Origin of the sequence: Virgisporangium ochraceum (genome assembly GCF_016863655.1) — a bacterium.
GTDB classification, from domain to species: Bacteria; Actinomycetota; Actinomycetes; order Mycobacteriales; family Micromonosporaceae; genus Virgisporangium; species Virgisporangium ochraceum.
Genome location: NZ_BOPH01000105.1, coordinates 23,921 through 39,574, shown reverse-complemented (window position 1 = coordinate 39,574; position 15,654 = coordinate 23,921). Strand labels below are relative to the sequence as shown.

The 15,654-nt window shown below is 69.5% G+C and carries 15 protein-coding genes; 11 read left to right on the top strand and 4 right to left on the bottom strand.

Annotation, left to right across the window (positions count from 1 at the left end):
* Positions 1-197 precede the first annotated feature (197 nt).
* The 4 genes from Voc01_RS38275 (at position 198) to Voc01_RS53500 (ending at position 3,075) form a co-directional block, all read left to right on the top strand.
* Positions 198-494, top strand: a complete 297-nt coding sequence (locus Voc01_RS38275; protein ID WP_203932581.1) for a hypothetical protein — start codon at positions 198-200, stop codon at positions 492-494.
* A gap of 145 nt (positions 495-639) precedes the next feature.
* Positions 640-2,007 (top strand): serine hydrolase domain-containing protein, encoded by a 1,368-nt coding sequence (locus Voc01_RS38270; protein WP_203932580.1) that lies wholly within the window; start codon positions 640-642, stop codon positions 2,005-2,007.
* A 157-nt stretch (positions 2,008-2,164) separates the two neighbouring features.
* Positions 2,165-2,509, top strand: a complete 345-nt coding sequence (locus tag Voc01_RS38265; RefSeq protein ID WP_203932579.1) for a hypothetical protein — start codon at positions 2,165-2,167, stop codon at positions 2,507-2,509.
* A 218-nt stretch (positions 2,510-2,727) separates the two neighbouring features.
* Complete coding sequence (locus Voc01_RS53500; RefSeq protein ID WP_239160800.1) at positions 2,728-3,075, top strand: Uma2 family endonuclease; 348 nt, start codon at positions 2,728-2,730, stop codon at positions 3,073-3,075.
* A 765-nt stretch (positions 3,076-3,840) separates the two neighbouring features.
* Here Voc01_RS53500 and Voc01_RS38255 read toward each other — a convergent pair.
* Together Voc01_RS38255 and Voc01_RS38250 are read right to left on the bottom strand one after the other, a co-directional pair.
* On the bottom strand, positions 3,841-4,833 hold the full coding sequence (locus Voc01_RS38255; protein ID WP_203932578.1) for a fibronectin type III domain-containing protein: 993 nt from the start codon (positions 4,831-4,833) through the stop codon (positions 3,841-3,843).
* A 459-nt stretch (positions 4,834-5,292) separates the two neighbouring features.
* Positions 5,293-6,246 (bottom strand): DUF4261 domain-containing protein, encoded by a 954-nt coding sequence (locus Voc01_RS38250; RefSeq protein WP_203932577.1) that lies wholly within the window; start codon positions 6,244-6,246, stop codon positions 5,293-5,295.
* A gap of 217 nt (positions 6,247-6,463) precedes the next feature.
* Between Voc01_RS38250 and Voc01_RS38245 the strand changes: the two genes are divergently transcribed.
* The 3 genes from Voc01_RS38245 to Voc01_RS38235 all read left to right on the top strand — a co-directional run bounded on the left by Voc01_RS38245 (position 6,464) and on the right by Voc01_RS38235 (position 9,736).
* The gene (locus Voc01_RS38245; protein ID WP_307781604.1) at positions 6,464-7,102 is read left to right on the top strand and encodes a septal ring lytic transglycosylase RlpA family protein; all 639 of its coding nucleotides are present in this window, start codon (positions 6,464-6,466) and stop codon (positions 7,100-7,102) included.
* A gap of 514 nt (positions 7,103-7,616) precedes the next feature.
* Positions 7,617-8,888: a hypothetical protein gene (locus tag Voc01_RS38240; RefSeq protein ID WP_203932576.1), complete on the top strand. Its 1,272-nt coding sequence runs from the start codon at positions 7,617-7,619 to the stop codon at positions 8,886-8,888.
* Positions 8,889-9,232: 344 nt separating this feature from the next.
* Entirely contained in the window at positions 9,233-9,736 is a 504-nt protein-coding gene (locus tag Voc01_RS38235) for a hemerythrin domain-containing protein (protein WP_203932575.1), read from the top strand.
* Positions 9,737-9,760: 24 nt separating this feature from the next.
* Here the strand turns inward: Voc01_RS38235 and Voc01_RS38230 are convergent, their stop codons facing one another.
* Positions 9,761-11,506 (bottom strand): copper resistance CopC/CopD family protein, encoded by a 1,746-nt coding sequence (locus tag Voc01_RS38230; RefSeq protein ID WP_203932574.1) that lies wholly within the window; start codon positions 11,504-11,506, stop codon positions 9,761-9,763.
* Between the two features lie 146 nt (positions 11,507-11,652).
* Between Voc01_RS38230 and Voc01_RS38225 the strand changes: the two genes are divergently transcribed.
* Complete coding sequence (locus Voc01_RS38225; protein ID WP_203932573.1) at positions 11,653-11,904, top strand: tautomerase family protein; 252 nt, start codon at positions 11,653-11,655, stop codon at positions 11,902-11,904.
* 41 nt (positions 11,905-11,945) lie between these two features.
* Here the strand turns inward: Voc01_RS38225 and Voc01_RS38220 are convergent, their stop codons facing one another.
* On the bottom strand, positions 11,946-12,758 hold the full coding sequence (locus Voc01_RS38220) for an IclR family transcriptional regulator (protein WP_275423791.1): 813 nt from the start codon (positions 12,756-12,758) through the stop codon (positions 11,946-11,948).
* Between the two features lie 176 nt (positions 12,759-12,934).
* Here Voc01_RS38220 and kduI point away from each other — a divergent pair, with 176 nt between their 5' ends.
* The 3 genes from kduI (at position 12,935) to Voc01_RS38205 (ending at position 15,652) form a co-directional block, all read left to right on the top strand.
* Entirely contained in the window at positions 12,935-13,714 is a 780-nt protein-coding gene (gene kduI, locus Voc01_RS38215; RefSeq protein ID WP_203932571.1) for a 5-dehydro-4-deoxy-D-glucuronate isomerase, read from the top strand.
* Entirely contained in the window at positions 13,711-14,490 is a 780-nt protein-coding gene (gene kduD, locus Voc01_RS38210; protein WP_275423790.1) for a 2-dehydro-3-deoxy-D-gluconate 5-dehydrogenase KduD, read from the top strand. The genes kduI and kduD overlap by 4 nt, the downstream gene beginning before the upstream one ends.
* A gap of 76 nt (positions 14,491-14,566) precedes the next feature.
* Positions 14,567-15,652: a sugar ABC transporter substrate-binding protein gene (locus Voc01_RS38205; protein ID WP_203932570.1), complete on the top strand. Its 1,086-nt coding sequence runs from the start codon at positions 14,567-14,569 to the stop codon at positions 15,650-15,652.
* The last annotated feature ends 2 nt before the right edge of the window (positions 15,653-15,654 follow it).

Here is a 15,654-nt window from a genome sequence, read left to right as displayed (position 1 = left end):
TGCCGCCGGAAACCACCTGTCGTCCAGCGGATACATCCGGGAGAAGGACCCCGCACAGCCGCACTCGGCGGGCGGCCGGCAGATTCCGACATGCGTCGGCGCCCCGATCAACGTGCGACGCGATCGGCGCCGCGATGTTGCCGCTCCAGGCCAGGTCGTGGGCGTTCGCCCGGCCGGCCGGTGGCTGGTGGCCGCGTTTGCTTACGCGGATCAAGGAACGCAACGGTCACCTCGACCCGGCCATGAACCCGGCGCTGCGGACCTACGGACCGGCGGTGTCGGCAGTCGCCGTCGGCCTGTTCGGGCTCGGGGTGCTGTCGTCGGTCGATCCCGGTCTGGCGATGGCCATGCCGCCTGTGCCCGACGAGCCGGGACGTGGTGGCCGCGGTCGTGCGCGGTGGGCGCATGGGTCCGCCGGCGGCGGCGGGTCGTTCGGGCCCGTCCCGCTGCCCGGTGACGGTATCGACGGCCGGCCGCTACAGGTTCACGGGTGACACGCCGTCGCGGGTCTCGATGGGCACGGCATCACCATGAACAACACCGAGCCAGCGGCCTGCGCACCGGGCCCGCTCCCCGGCGGCCGGGTCCACACGGCCGGGCCGCTCCCGGTACGAGCACGCGCCGGGCTATAAAGCAAGGGTGACCGAGCTTCCCCGGAGTACCCCCGCCGCGCAGGGCATCGACGCCGCTGGAATCGACGCGTTGCTCGCGGCGCTGACGTCGATGCCCGATGTGGAGCCGCACAGCCTGATGGTGCTGCGACACGGTCGCGTAGTCGCCGAACGGTGGTGGTGGCCGTACCGGCCCGAGACGCCGCAGCTGGTGTACTCGCTGAGCAAGAGCTTCACGTCGGCCGCGCTCGGGTTGGCGGTGGCCGAAGGGCTGATCGACCTCGATGCGCCCGCGCTGTCGTACTTCCCCGAGTTCGACACCCGGGTCACCGATGCCTGGTCACGGTCAGTGCTGGTGCGGCACCTCGCGTCGATGGCCAGCGGCCACGAGGAAGACACGATCGAGCCGGCGCTGCGGGCCGGCATGGGTGACATGGCGCTCGGCATGTTCCTGCTGCCGCCCACGTTCGAGCCGGGCGCGGTGTTCGCGTACAACCAGCCGTGCACCTACACGATCGCGGCGATCATCGAGCGGACCAGCGGCGTCACGCTCACGGAGTTCCTACGGCCAAGGCTGTTCCAGCCGCTGGGAATCCATCGGTACGGATGGTCGACCGACCCGGTCGGGCGCACGCTCGGCTTCACCGGACTCCATGTTCCGACCGAGGCGATCGCCAAGCTCGGCCAGCTCCATCTCGACGGCGGCCGGTGGCAGGGTAAGCAGATCCTGCCCGAGGGCTGGGTCGCCGAGGCCACCCGGGCGCACGTGGCCACCAACCCGGCCGGCACCACCGGCGACTCGGACTGGGACCGGGGCTACGGCTTCCAGTTCTGGCGCAGCCGTCACGGCTACCGCGGTGACGGGGCCCTCGGCCAGTTCATGGTCGTCCTGCCCGAGGCCGACGCGGTCGTGGCCCTCACCTCGCAGAGCCCCGACATGCAGGCCGTGCTCGACGCGATGTGGGCTCATCTGCTGCCGGCCATTGATGTGGGGTCCGGGCCGTCGTCGGCGGACGGTTCGTCGGGACCGGACGAGCTCGTCCGCCCCGTCGGCGACGGCACCTCGCGCGAGATCCCGGAGGGGACCTATGGCCCGGGCACCGACAACGAGATCGAGGCGCTGCGCACCGTCGGGATCCGTGCGGAACAGCTCGTGCTCGACGACGGCGAGGAGCTGACCGCGGCGATCGGCGGCCCGGCCAGCTGGACCGTCGGCGACGAACCGCTGGCGACGGCGTACGCATGGTCCGGCGACACCCTGCTGATCGATGTGGTGTTCCTCGAGAGCCCGCACCGGCTCCAGTTGACCCTGGACCCGGCCGCCCGTACGTTCACCGCCCGCTGGCAGACGACCCCGCTCGGCGTATGGGCCATGCGGTCCCTCCGAATGCCCTGACGTGGCCGGCACCGTGCGAGGTGACCCGGCCCGACGCACCGGAGATGCTGGTCCGCACTCTCGATGTCGGCAGCTCAGAGCCCGTTCCTCCTCGTTCAGGGATCCGGCCTGGAGAGCCCCGACGCCGTCCGGCCGGTTCCGGGGCTACCCTCGCTGCATGAGCGGCGGCGGTCCTGCCCGTCCCGGCACTGCCTTCCTGGCACGGCCGGGTCGGCCCGCCGTGGTCGCCGCGTCTCTCGGTGAGCTGGCCGGGCCCCATCACGGTGTGGTCGAGCTGCCGCAGCGGTTGATGTGGAGTCCCGACCGCAGCTTCGACCTCGACGATCCTGACCAGCTGCGGTGGATGTACGAGAACGTGCTTCGCGAGGCGATCCGCACCGAGGAACTGCGGCGGTGGCTCAACGCGGGCCTACTGGTCCGGGTGTGGCGGTCGCTGAACCTGCCGCGCGGGGTGCGCCAGGCGTGGGAGGCGCGCCATCCCGGCCTCCGTCCCGCGGTGTGAGCGCAGCTGATCCGGATTTCTTGCGGAATGTTGCCCGCGTGGCGTTGGGCGTGGCGACCCGGTACGGGTTCGCGCGCGATCGTCGTCGCGAGAGCTTCGACGTGGGCGACAGAGTGGTGCTCCTCCCGGCTCCGAGGTAGCCGAGACACCTGCCGGGGTGCGGTGGGCGGCGCCGGGCAGGCGGCAAAAGGTCGCGCATCGGTCTGGAGGTGATGTCGATGAGCGTGGCGCTACTGGATCATCCGGGCCGATGGAGCGAAGAGCAGTACTTCGCGCTCGGTGCGACGCCGAACAGGATCGAGTTGATCGATGGGGGACTGTGGGTCAGCCCGGCACCGAATAAGCCACATCAGGACATCTCCTTCCTCCTGATGGCCGGCATTCGCCCTGCGGCCCGGGCCGTTGGCCTGCGCGCGTACCAAGCGGCCAATGTCCGGCTCCGTACCGACCGGATCGTCATTCCTGATCTTGTGGTGGCGGACACGGATCCCAAGGGTGGCGTGATCGAGGCGTCCGAAGTCGCCGTGATCTGCGAGATCGTCTCGCCGAGCAACGCCGCGAATTGACCGATTTCGAGTCGGTGGTCTTGCGCATGTTCCGTCTGGAGGGCGAGCACCACGTCGAGGACGCCATGGTGCCGTTCGGCGCCATCCTGACTCTCGACGACCCGTTCCGCTGTGAGATTGACACCAGAGCTCTCGGGGACCCCCACGGGGCATCGGGACCCAGAGCTCCTTTCCGTCCGGCGCGGTGATCGGCTGACCCGGTCGCTGCATCGCTCGGCGCTCCGGTCCCGTCGCCGTGTTCGCCGACGCCGACGCCGACGAACTGTGCCGGATGGACCACCGAGCTCTTGCTGCGCACGGTGACCGGCGAACGCCTGCGCCGAGCCCGGGCCGGGCCGGTCTGGACTTGTCCATCCGGACCGAGATCGCCGGCCTGCTCGCGTGACCTGACCGACCGACCGGCGACGCCACCACCTACAACGCCACCACCTGTGTGGTCGCGGGGCGTCCGCTGCGAAGGCTGGTTCGTGTTGGTGGTTCGCCCCGTCGTAGGAGGCGGCGATAGCGACTGGCACAACACCGACGCGCCGCGGGCACGGTCGTCGTGGGACTCGGTACGCATGACCGCGTCGACCGCGGCCCACCACCGGTCCAACGGCTCGCCGCCGGCGGACGGCTCGGCAACCGCGCGGGCCGGACGCCGTCGGCAACGCGAATCTGGTCGGCCTCGGCCCGGAGGGGCCATCGCCCCGTCTGCTCAGGCTACGGGACCGTCCAGGTCCGCCGGCGCGGTGCGTGGTCGGCCGGGAAACGGCGCCGCGCAATTCACAGAGCCGTGCAGAGCTGGCCGTTGAGGCGCCAGCCGGTGGGCGGCACCGGTGCGCCGTCGTACCGGATCACGAACGGCAGCTGTTTGCGGCCTCCGCTGGGGAATCCGCCGGACCAGCCGGAATAGGCGTAGACCAGCTCGTTGCCGAGTTGTACGAAGTTCCAGCTCGCCATGGGGTCGTTGTGTTGTCCGGGTGGCAGCGTCGCGCGGATCGTGTGCACGTCTACCGACCCGCCCGTGTTGACGATGGTCAGTACGGCTGAGTATCGGCCGCCGCCCGCCTGCGTGATCTGTACCGCTGCCCGGCACGAGCCGCCGGGCAGCGGCGGCGTGCGGACGTTCACGGGCGCTGACGGGGCCGACCGGTTGCCGGCGTGGTCGACCGCGACGAGGTGGAACTCGTAGTCGTAGTCAGGCAGCGTGCGGGTGTCGGTCCAGGTTGTTCCCGGGTTGCCCGGGTACACCACGGTGACGGAGTGCAGCACGGTCTGGCCGAAGCCTGACAGGTAGACCAGGTAGCGGTCGATTCCGCTGTCGTCGAGGGACGCGGCCCAGGTCAGGGTCAGCCGGCCCGGCGCCACGTCGGTCACCACCGGTGTTCCCGGTGCCGTCGGGGGGTTCGACTCGACCGGTGCCGACGGGGTGCGGAACGTCACCGCGGGGGAGCGTAGGCCGTTGTGTCCGGCCTGCGGTCGTACCCCGATGACGAACGTGTAGGAGGTGTTCGGGGCGAGCGACGCCAGCCGCAGCGACGTGGTGTAGCTGCCGTTGTACGTGTGCTCCTGGCCGTCGACGATCCGGTAGATGTCGTAGTACGCCGGTGCCGGGTCGGTATCGGGCGGCTGCCAGGTCAGCAGGGCGCTGTTGAGGGTCAGCTCACTCACCGTCGGCGGGCCGGGAAATCGTGGCGGGGACGCGTCGGCGCGGCCAGGCGTCGACGTGACCAGGACGAGCAGCGATGTGGCGACAACCGTTCCGATGCGTCTCATTGCGTTCGCTCCACCGGGGGATCCGTGGCCCCGCCGGACCGGCGGAGTGACGCCATCAGAATATAGAAGAATGCCGATCAACGGGGTTGTGCGTGACCCGGCGCTGCTGCCCGTGTGGTGGCGTCAGGTCCGCCCGGGGTCGGACCTGCCGCGCTGGCTCACGGCGCCCGACGAAGGCTGGTGTGTGGTCCGGCCTGATGACAGACAGCGGCCTGAACAGCCTGATCCGGGCAGTCATCTGCGCGGCACGGGCGCCGGCAGCGCGTCGTCGCTCACGGCGACGAGTCTGTCCAGGCCGGCGGCCGTCACGACCAGACGGGCGGCGGGCGACGGGCGATGGAGCAGCAACGCGGCGGAACCATGCTCACCTCGGGTCACGACTACGGCGGGCCTGTTCTCGTCCTTCCCGGGTGGTGTGCGGCCCACGCCTGTCTGCGTCGTTCTCCTTCCTCTACGACGTCAGGCCGGGGGCTCGCGCACGACCTGCCACTGCCGCCAGGCGAGCTCCGGCTCCAGGTCGGCGTAGCCGCGGCTGCGTTCGAGCTTCTTCGCGTCGTCGTGGGTCATCATGATGCAGGCGCCCCGGTCGGTGAGGTTCTCGACCTCGTCCCGGCGCAGGGGTCGGCCAGCGTTCTGCTCGGCGGCGGTGAGGACGGCGACCAGCGCGGGAATGAACACCGGTCGCAGGTCGCTCCTCGGATCCGCCGTACCTCCCTCGGCGCCCAGACGCCAGACGCCGAAAGGGTTGTGGCACGGGTGCCCCGGCGGATATCCGTCATCGGGCCAGCGCTCGAGGCGGCGGCGGGGGGTCTGCGCGTCGGGCGCGAACGTGTCGCCGCTGACCAGCACCGGATCCTCCGCCAGCTGATAGACGTTGAGGGGGCCGAGAAGCTCGTCGGCGTCGGACGGAGGGGCCTGGATCTGCGCGTCCGGCAACCCGAACGCGTGCATGCCGCACGACCGCGATCCGTCGCCGTCGCGCAACGTGACCACGGCGCAGCGGTAGAGCATCCACGGGTCACCGCTGTGGAGGACGCGGATCCAGTGCGCGACGGACCAGCCCAACTTCGACTGCTCGAGTCGTACCCCCAGCGCTCCGGCGTCGCCCAGTGCGCCGATCAGGGCGGCCAGTGCCGGCGCCGCGGCATCGAGATACACCGGTAGGTCGAGGACCAGGGCGCTGCCGGCGTCGGCGACGGCGCTCTGCTCCTGCGCCGACATCGTGCCGTACCCGAACGCCTCGCCGAACGAACCGTCGTTGTCCACCCACTCGACCGTCGCGTGGAAGTCGAGGGCCTGCGAGGTGAGCGAACGGTCGTCCAGCGTCACGCCGGCACGTGCGAGTGCCGCCTGCCACCGGGCCATCGTCGCCGCGACCCCGGGGACGAACAGCCGAACGCGATCTTCTGTCACGTCGCGGAGGGTAGTACCCGCCGCGTCCTCGACGCATCGCAGCGGCCGTTTCCCCGGTAAAGGATGGATTTGTCCTCGGCCGTTCGGGCGGTGAGACACTCGTCCGTTCGGTGGGATCTACCACTGTAAATGCGGACATCTGCCACGGTGCGACCTGACCGCGCGGGCATCCGCCGCTACGGTCGCACCTGGCCCGTACGTCGATGAAGGGTGATGGGTGTCCGACCACCACGACGCACGACACGACGCGGATGACACCGACGTCGTGCCCCCACGGCCCTGGCTCGCCCGATCGCGCGTGGTCGTCGCGGCCGGCGCCGTCTTTCTCGCTGTGGTCGGCGGCGTCACGGCCGTCTCGCTCGGCCTCGGCTCCAACCCCGATCGGACCAGCGCAGGCGCGAACGCGGCCGACACGGCCCGCGAGGACGAGCGCGCCGCGCGCAACAACATGCGGGACTCGGGGACGGTCGGTCCCAGCGAGGTGACCCCGTCGGCGGCCAGTTCCGGCCCGAGCCGAACCCCGAGCCGGACCCCGAGCCGTTCACCCAAGAAGTCGACCTCGGCCGGTACCGGCAGCAGCGGCTCGTGCGGCGTCTCGTTCTACTCCACCGGCTCGACGACGGCCAACGGCGAACGCTTCGACCCGGACGGCCTGACCGCCGCGCACAAGACCCTGCCGTTCAACACCAGGATCCGGGTGACCAACCCGTCGAACGGCAAGTCGGTGGTGGTGCGGGTCAACGACCGTGGCCCGTTCGTCGGCGGCCGGTGCATCGACCTCGCGCGCGGTGCGTTCGCGCAGATCGCGTCCCTCGGAGCGGGCGTCATCACCGCCCGGTACGAGGTGCTGAAATGACGCCCTCGTCGCGGTGGGCGCGAAGTTCGCGACGCACCGGTGACGGTCCCGGCGATTGGCCTCCCGGCGCCGGACCTGCCGTTCCCGGCCGCGGCTGCCGCCGTCGCACTTCAGTACGAGGTAATGACCGGGTGCCGAGGGCCAGGGGGAGCAGGCCGAGGTAGGGGACGGCGCTGTCGGGCGGAAGGAAGCGCCCGCGGCGACTGCCGCGGCGAGGATCCGGTCGGGGCGCAGCGTTTCCGGAGCGGTCCGCGCCGCGTCGGGCGTGGAACATCCCGGTGGCGGCACCGGCCTTGGTGCGGCAGGCGTCCGCGATATTCAGCATGGGTAGGAGTGGCTGACGTCGGGGCCGTGCCCGCACCTCTCCGCGGCCGAAGGTCGATACGTACGAACCTGATCTCGCGCGTCCGAATCCGATCATCCGGCCCTTTCGAGCCATTCGCTCTAGCGCATGCGCATGGACCACTCGGGTTATATCGGTGGGACCGAGTGCGTCGGAGGGACGACATTCACAATGGCTGACCGCTTGAACATTCGTATGAGCCATCCGCAAGGCGTCCTGATCGGTCCGAACGGACGCCAGGAAAACAAGTGGCAGATCATTCTGAATCCGAGGATCGCCATCCTGGCGATCGTCGTCGCGGCTGTTCTGGGCGTCGCCGTCATCTGGGTGCTGCAGCAGGGTAAGGGCCCGGATGTGCGGCTGGTGGCCATGCGTCTGGGACCGCCGGCGGTGGTCGACGGTACCGGTTTCGAGTCCGGAACCCGGGGTGACGGAACGGAGTATCGCGAGGATTACGGCCCGAGCCCGATCGATGCTACTCCGATCGACATCACCCTGAAGAACAGCGGCGCGACGTCGGCGGTGGTGCTCGAGGCGCAGGTGACGATCGTCTTCGGGAAGGAGCTGGAGGACTGTGCGCAGACCGGCGGGCCGCTGCAGGTCGAGGCCGACTACGACGTCAAACTGCCCCGCGGCCTCACGGCCGTCCCACTCACGGTGACCCGTGAGATGCGGTTCGAGGTGGAACCGCATGCGTCGGAGCGGTTCACGTTGACCGTCGGCCCTGAGACCCAGGGTGTCGAATCGTGGGACGCCCGGGCGTATGTCGCAGACGTTTCGCTGAAACTCGACTACACCGCCGAGCCCTTGACGGTGGGTCGTGCGGCTTGGATGACGAGGGCCGGCGACGGCTTCAGCAATCTGAGCCAGGGCATCGGCGGAATAGCGACGGACTGTCTCCGGACGAACAGCCAGACGATGTCGACGTTCGGCGCTCTCGGCGGGGTTCGTTCCGATGAGGCGGGTGCTCTCATTAAGCGCTATTCGCACCTCACGGCGCCCAATGGCGACGTCCGTCAACCGGTGTGTTCGTACACGCGGGCAGGCGCCGTTTCGCATGTCTGCGCCCTGTACACCAAGGACTTCTTCATGGCCTCGGTCGGCCCGGACGGCGGGGCCGCGGCGCAGGGCAGCCGGGTGCTGGTGCGCCTGGCCACAAAGAGCGGCGAGGTCAGGCACATCGTGCAGTGTCGGCTCACCGAAGACAGTGAAACGCATGAGCAGCAGATCGAGGCCCCCGGCACGGTGTCGGCGGCGGCCGGCTCCTGCAGCGAGTACGACCCCGACTACGGCACCGCGTGGGTCTTCGCCTACCCATCGACCGAACTCGCGGAAGGCGCAATGATGATCATTGCGGAGCTGCTCGGACCGGGCGAGCAGCCCGATGTCAAAGCGGTCCCCACCGACCAGGCAGCCGCCATCCTTGTCAACCGCATGGGTTGAAGCGTCGTCGTCGCGGGCGGCGATAATGCTGCCGCCTCGGTCGGCCGTGCGTCAGGTTGAGCAGGCCGTCAGCGGTCACTGGAAACGATCGAAGGGCGGGCGGTCGTCGCCATGGAAGAGCGGCGTCGCACGGGAATCCGGGTGGTCACTCCTTTCAGCGGGTGTACGCCTGGCTGACCGATGTCGTCCGCGGGTACCACCGCGACCACGGCATCGGGGCGAACCGCACGTTGCTCGAGTGGATCCAGGCGCCCGGTAGGGGCTGTCGTCGACGCGGGAGGAGATCCGGTCCCGGTCGCCGGCCGGATCGGAGGTCGGCGTCCTGGCGGCCTTATCGTGTTGTCGTGGATGACATCACCGCTCTGATCCTTGAGGATCACCACCGGTTCCGAGTCGGGTTTGCCAGGCTGGACGACGCGAGGTCGCCGCAGGAGCTGGAGGCGATCTGGACGCCGCTGGCACTGCATCTCGACATCCACGCCGATGCGGAGGAGGAGATCCTTTACCCGCATCTGCTCAAGGACGCGGGCGGCGACAACGCGAAGGAGGAGACCGACGACGCGATCCGCGACCACAACAAGATCCGGGACGGGATCGATGAGGCGAGCAGGCACCCGGTGGGCTCGGACGCCTGGTGGAAGGGGGTGTGGAAGGCGCGCACCGAAAATAGCGAGCATCTGGCCGAAGAGGAGGACGAGGTGCTTCCCGACTTCCGTAAGCATGCGAGCCGGGAGCTGCGCCTGGAACTCGGGGCACGCTGGCTGCGCTTCTTCGGGGAGCATCCGCAGGGACGGGGCCTGTCGTTCGTCGACAAGGACCCGGCCAGGTACATCGAGGAGAACAGCTAGAGCCGACTCCCGTCGGCGCCTGCGCTAGTCCCTGACCACGAACTCCAGCTCACCGACGGGGTTGGCGAACTCGCTGATGCGCAGGGACACCTGCATCCGCCACGTCCCTGTCACCGGGAGAACGACCTGTGCTGTATAGATACCCGGCGATACCTGTGTCAACGGGACGGCGCCGAGCGTGGCACGGTCGGAGGACAGGCGTACGACCGGGGGTGCGACACCCTCGACGGGTTCACCGGCCGCGGAGGTCAGTCGAAGCGTGACGGTGTTGGCGCCGCGGACGAGTGGTGTGAGGGAAGCCCGCACCGTGATGGTGCCCAGTGTGGTGGTGTGCGTGTCGGGACTTGTCCCGGCCGCCGCCCTCGCCGGCGGGGAGTCGCCCGCGGGACTTGTGTCGACGAGAAAGCCGGTGATGAGCAAGGCGCAGGCGAGGACCGTGCCCTCGAGCGCGGCGGCGCGCACCACCGGTCGGGAGTGCGCCTGTCGGTCGGTCCTGCTGGTGGCCCGCGTGAGTCGGGGGAGGAGCGACCACCTGTTCCACGCCGCGATGAGGAGAGCGCACAGCACGATGGCGACCTTGGCCAGTACCAGCTGGCCGTAGCTGGTGTCGAGGAGAGCCGTCCAGGACCCCAGGATCTGCCATACGAGCAATGAGCCGGTGGCGACCAGGGCCGCGAGGATGCCGGCGGCGGCGGTGGAGAACCGGGTGAGCACCGCGGCCGCGGCGGCACCGCGACCGGACAGGTCGGGCAGTGTCAGCACCAGGCCGGCGAGTCCGCCGAGCCAGACGCTGCCGGCGAGGAGGTGCAGGGCGTCGGCGCCGATGGCGAGGAGTTCCGGGCTCGCCGCGCGGGTGTGCCCGACCAGGGCGGGGGCGGTGACGGCGATCGCGGCGGCCGCCACCACGGCGATGCGCCGTCGTCGCGAGGGCGACCCGGCGCCGGGCAGGGCCACGGTCAGCGCCAGTCCGCTGACGACGACCGTGGCGACGGCGTACTCGGTGAGCGGCAGCGATGACCAGGTTGCGCCGCGGAGGAGCAGATCCGGCCCGCCACCGAGCAGATACAGCGCCGTGATCGGCGGTACCGCGAGCCATGCCGCGGCCGCGACAGCCGCGGCGGCACGGGCGACGGCGGCCAGGCGGCGTCTCGGGCGGTCGGTGCGGCGGTCGGTGCGGCGGTCGGTGCGGGGGTCGGTGGGGAGGAACAGGGCGGCGAACGCCGCCAGCCCGGTGGCGAGAAGGAGCCCGACGTAGCCCACCGCGTGGGCCAGGGTGAGCGCCCAGGGAACCGTCGGAACGCTGCTCGACCCGGTCGACGGCGGGGTGACGGCGGGGGTGGGCGCGCCGACGGAGAACGTGAGGGAGCCGCTGATGGGGTGCCCGTCGTCGGAGACGACCCGCCAGGTGACCACGGTCGTGCCGTCGACCAGCGGTTGGGACATGACCACGTCGAGGTCGGTACCCGTGACCGTCTGTCTGGTGTGGACGAGCCCACCCCGAGCGTCGAATACCTGGACGCCGCCCGGGACGCCGTTCACCACCTCGTTGAACCGGAACAGGATCCGGTCGGGGGCGGTCTGCAGCACCGCACCCTGGGCCGGGTCGGTGCTGATGAGGCGGGCGTGTGCGTGCGCCGGCTGGGGGAAGCCGAGCAGCATCGCGGGTACGACGGCCAGGACCAGCCCGAGTCGCCGCGCTGCCCGGTAGGCGATGTTCGTCGGCGCCGTCGAGCGGGGGCCGTGCCACCACCGAACTGAACTGCGCCACATGTCGCATCCTCGATCGCGGGCCGGGGTCACGGTGATTCGACCAACAGGCTGAATCGATGTCAAGTATGTGAACTGACCGGCGGTGCATTGCGGCTCCCTGAACGACACGATAAGTTCGTTCACGCTGGTGAACTGAGGTCCATATCGTGAACGGCCAGCAGGAGAGGGGCACCATGCCGAACATCACCGTCGAACTGCTTGCGGGCCGGTCCCTGGAGCAGCGCAAGGCCTTCGCGCGGGCCGTGGCCGACAGCGCCGTCGAGATTCTCGGAGCCCGCCTGCAGGACGTCCGCATGGTGTTCACCGAGATCACCGCGGACGACGTGGCCAACGGAGGCGTGCTGGCCAGCGAGGACGCCTCGCGCGCCGGTGTGGTGGCAGCGCTCAAGCGGCATTGAGATCGGATGGGCCGACCGTCGACACGGTCGGCCCATCGTCGTCAGCGGGCCAGTCTGTTGTCGCGCATCGCCGACAGGCGGGCCTTGACGCTCAGCAGGGTCTCGACGATGAAGTCCTCCCGGCCCTGCTTGAGCCGGCTGATCGGGACCGCGATACTGAGCGCGTCGACCGATCGACGCGAGAAGGGCAGCGCGACGCCGAAGCAGCGCACCCCCAGGCACGACTCCTCGCTCTCCTCCGCGTAGCCGAGCTGGGCGGCCTTGTCGATGATCGCGAGAAGGGCGTCCCGGTCGGTGATCGTCTGGGAGGTGATGGACTTGATCTCGTGCGGCACGAGCTTGTCGCGCACGTCCTCGGGCATCTCGGCGAGCATCGCCCGACCGAGGGCCGTGCTGTAGGCGGGCAGGCGGCGACCCACGGCCGAGTACATGCGTAACGGATGCTTGGACTCGCGCTTCGCGGTGTAGATGATCTCCGCGCCCTCCAGGCGACCCAGGTGCACGGTCTCCTCGGTGGCAGCAGCGATCTCGTCCATGACGGAGTTGGCGCGCGAGAGCACCGGGTCGCCGTCGAGATAGGCGGAACTGACCGTCAGCGTGTGGACCCCGAGCCGGTAGATGCTGCCGGTCTGGTCGGTGTCGAGCCATCCACGTGCGCACATGGTGCGCAGTAGCGCGTGCAGGCTGCTCTTCGGAATCCCGAGGCGCGTCGCCAGCTGCAGCTGGGTGCCGGGGCCGTTGGCGGCGATGTCGTCCAGCACGTCGAGGACGCGCGCAGCCGACTTGACCTGCGAAGTGGCGGAGCTCCCTCTGCCCGCTCTCTCCGTATCCACCGAGGCCTCCTCATCGATCATGCGCATGCACCCCGAGTACAACACTAAATCACAGTTCACATAGAGGAACCAGTTTCAGCCCCTTGACCTGTGATCGGAGCCATAGGTATGGTCCGCTCAGTTCACGTAGCGGAACACGGTTCACAAACGAGGAGCAAGTTTTGATCGAAACGAGGTATTCCGCATCGCCTTCCGAGGTGGAGACGGCGACGAATGCGGACCTGCGGAAGAACTTCCTCGTGGAGCGCCTGTTCAGCACCGGCGAGGTGCACGGGGTGTACACCCACGACGACCGGCTGGTCGTCGGCGGGGCGGTTCCCGGTGCCGGTCAGCTCGAACTGCCGGCCTGGGACGTCCTGGGCACCCCGTCACATCTGGCCCGCCGCGAGCTGGGCATCGTCAACGTCGGCCAGTCCGGTCACGTGCTGGTCAACAGCGAGAAGTTCGAACTCGACCACCTCGACGGCCTGTTCGTCGGCCGCGGCAACGAGGTCGTCTTCGCCGGCGCCGACGCCGCGTTCTACTTCGTCTCCGCCCCGGCGCACGCGGTCTACCCGACCACCCTGCTGAGCCACTCGGCGATCGAGCCGGTCAAGCTGGGCACGCCGCAGAGCGCGAGCGAACGCAGCCTCTACCGGTACGCCTGGGGCCAGGAACTGCAGACCTCGGTGCTCCAGTTCGGCGTGACCGTCATCGCCGACGGCTCCGTGTGGAACACCTTCCCGCCCCACCTGCACGACCGGCGCACCGAGGTCTACCTGTACGTCGATCTCGACGAGAACGACCGGATCTTCCACCTGATGGGCCGGCCCGGCGCCGCCCGTCACCTCGTCGTCCGCGACCGCGAGGCCGTCATCTCACCGCCGTGGTCGATCCACTCGGGCGTCGGCACCGGCTCGTACGCGTTCATCTGGGCGATGGGCGGGGAGAACAACGACTACACCGACCTGACGCCGGTGGCGTTGGAGCAGCTGTGATCACCCACCCCGAGGCCGCGCTCAGGTCACCGTTCGACCTGAGCGGCCGCTGCGCCGTGGTGACCGGCGCGGGCCGCGGTCTGGGACAGGCCATCGCCCAGGGTCTCGCCCGGGCCGGCGCGGACCTGGTTCTCCTGGGCCGGCCGGGGAGCCAGTCGTCCACGCGCGACCAGGTGGCCGACCTCGGCCGTGACGTGGAGGTCGTCGACCTCGACGTCGGCGACCACGATGCCATCGGGCGGGTCGCCGCCGAGATCAACGGCAACCGTCAGGTGGACATCCTGGTCAACAACGCCGGCATCATCGACCGCCAGGACTCGGTGGACGTGAGCCGGCAGTCGTGGAACCGCGTGCTGGACACCAACCTCAACGGCCTGTTCTTTCTCTGCCAGGAGTTCGGACGCCCGATGGCCGGGCGGGGGCACGGCAAGATCGTCAACGTCGCCAGCCTGCTGTCCTTCCAGGGCGGCATCCGCGTGGCGTCGTACGCCGCCAGCAAGCACGGCGTCGCCGGAGTCACCAGGGCCCTGGCGAACGAGTGGGGGCCGCTCGGCGTGCAGGTCAACGCCATAGCGCCCGGCTACATCGCCACCGACAACACGACTGCGCTGCGTGCCGACCCGGACCGTTCCCGGTCCATCCTCGAACGCATCCCTGCCGGTCGATGGGGGGATGCCTCCGACATCGCAGGAGCAGCGGTCTTTCTGAGTTCCGCCGCCGCCGACTACGTCAACGGCCACGTGCTGGTGGTCGACGGCGGCTGGATGGCCCGCTGACCACGGCCTCCACCGCATCTCTCTATGTGTGCCAACCCGCCGGATCCCCCCGGCACTGAAGAGATCGAGTATGACCATGAAGATCACCACCCGTCCCGCCGCAACGTTACTGAGCCTGACCCTGCTGGCCGCCGCCCTGGCCGGCTGCACCGAGGAACAGGCCGGAGGAGCCGAAGCCGCCAGCGAGGGCGCCTGCAAGCCGTCCGACGTCAAACTGGTGGGTCAGGTCCGCAACGAGTCCAACCCCTACGAAGCCTCGTGGCTCGCCGGCGGCGACGCCTTCGCCAAGTCGGTCGGCCTCACCCAGGAGCGCCTCACCTACGCCGGTGACTCGACCAAGCAGCAGGAACAGATCAACCAGATCCTCGCCCGCGACACCGAGTGCCTGGTCATGAACGTGCTTCCCAACGGTGACTCGGACACCGCGCCGATCGTCAAGGGCGCCGACCGGGCCGGCGCCTACCTCGTCACCCAGTGGAACAAGCCGGCCGACCTGAAGCCGGCCGAGTACAAGACCTGGGTCAGCCACATCACCTACGACGGCGTCGAGTCGGGCCAGCAGATCGGTGACGCGCTCATCAAGACGATCGGGGGCTCGGGCGGCATCATCGCGCTGCAGGGCGTCCTCGACACCGCGGCCGCCAAGGACCGGTTCGCCGGCCTCCAGGCATCGCTGAAGAAGAACCCCGGCGTCCAGCTGCTCGACCAGCAGGCGGCCAACTTCTCCCGCGCCGAGGCGCTCACGGTGACCAAGACGCTGCTGACCAAGCACGGCGACAAGGTCAAGGGCATCTGGGCCGCCAACGACGACATGGCGCTCGGCGCTCTGGAGGCACTCCAGCAGGCGGGTCTCACCGGCAAGGTGGCCGTCGTCGGTATCGACGCCGTTCCGGACGCCGTCCGCGCGGTCCAGAACGGAACCATGGCCGCCACCGTCTCCAGCGACGGCACGTGGCAGGGCGGGATCGGTCTGGCGATCGGCTTCTGTGTCGCCACCGGCAAGCTGGCGGTCAAGGACATCGCTCCCGACAACCGCGCGTTCTTCGCCGAGCAGTTCCTCATCACCAAGGACAACGCCGCCGACTTCGCCGCGCCGAAGACCAACCCGTCCGACTTCGAGTGCGGCAACGTCTTCAACCGTGTGGCCGGGCCCTTGAAGTGACC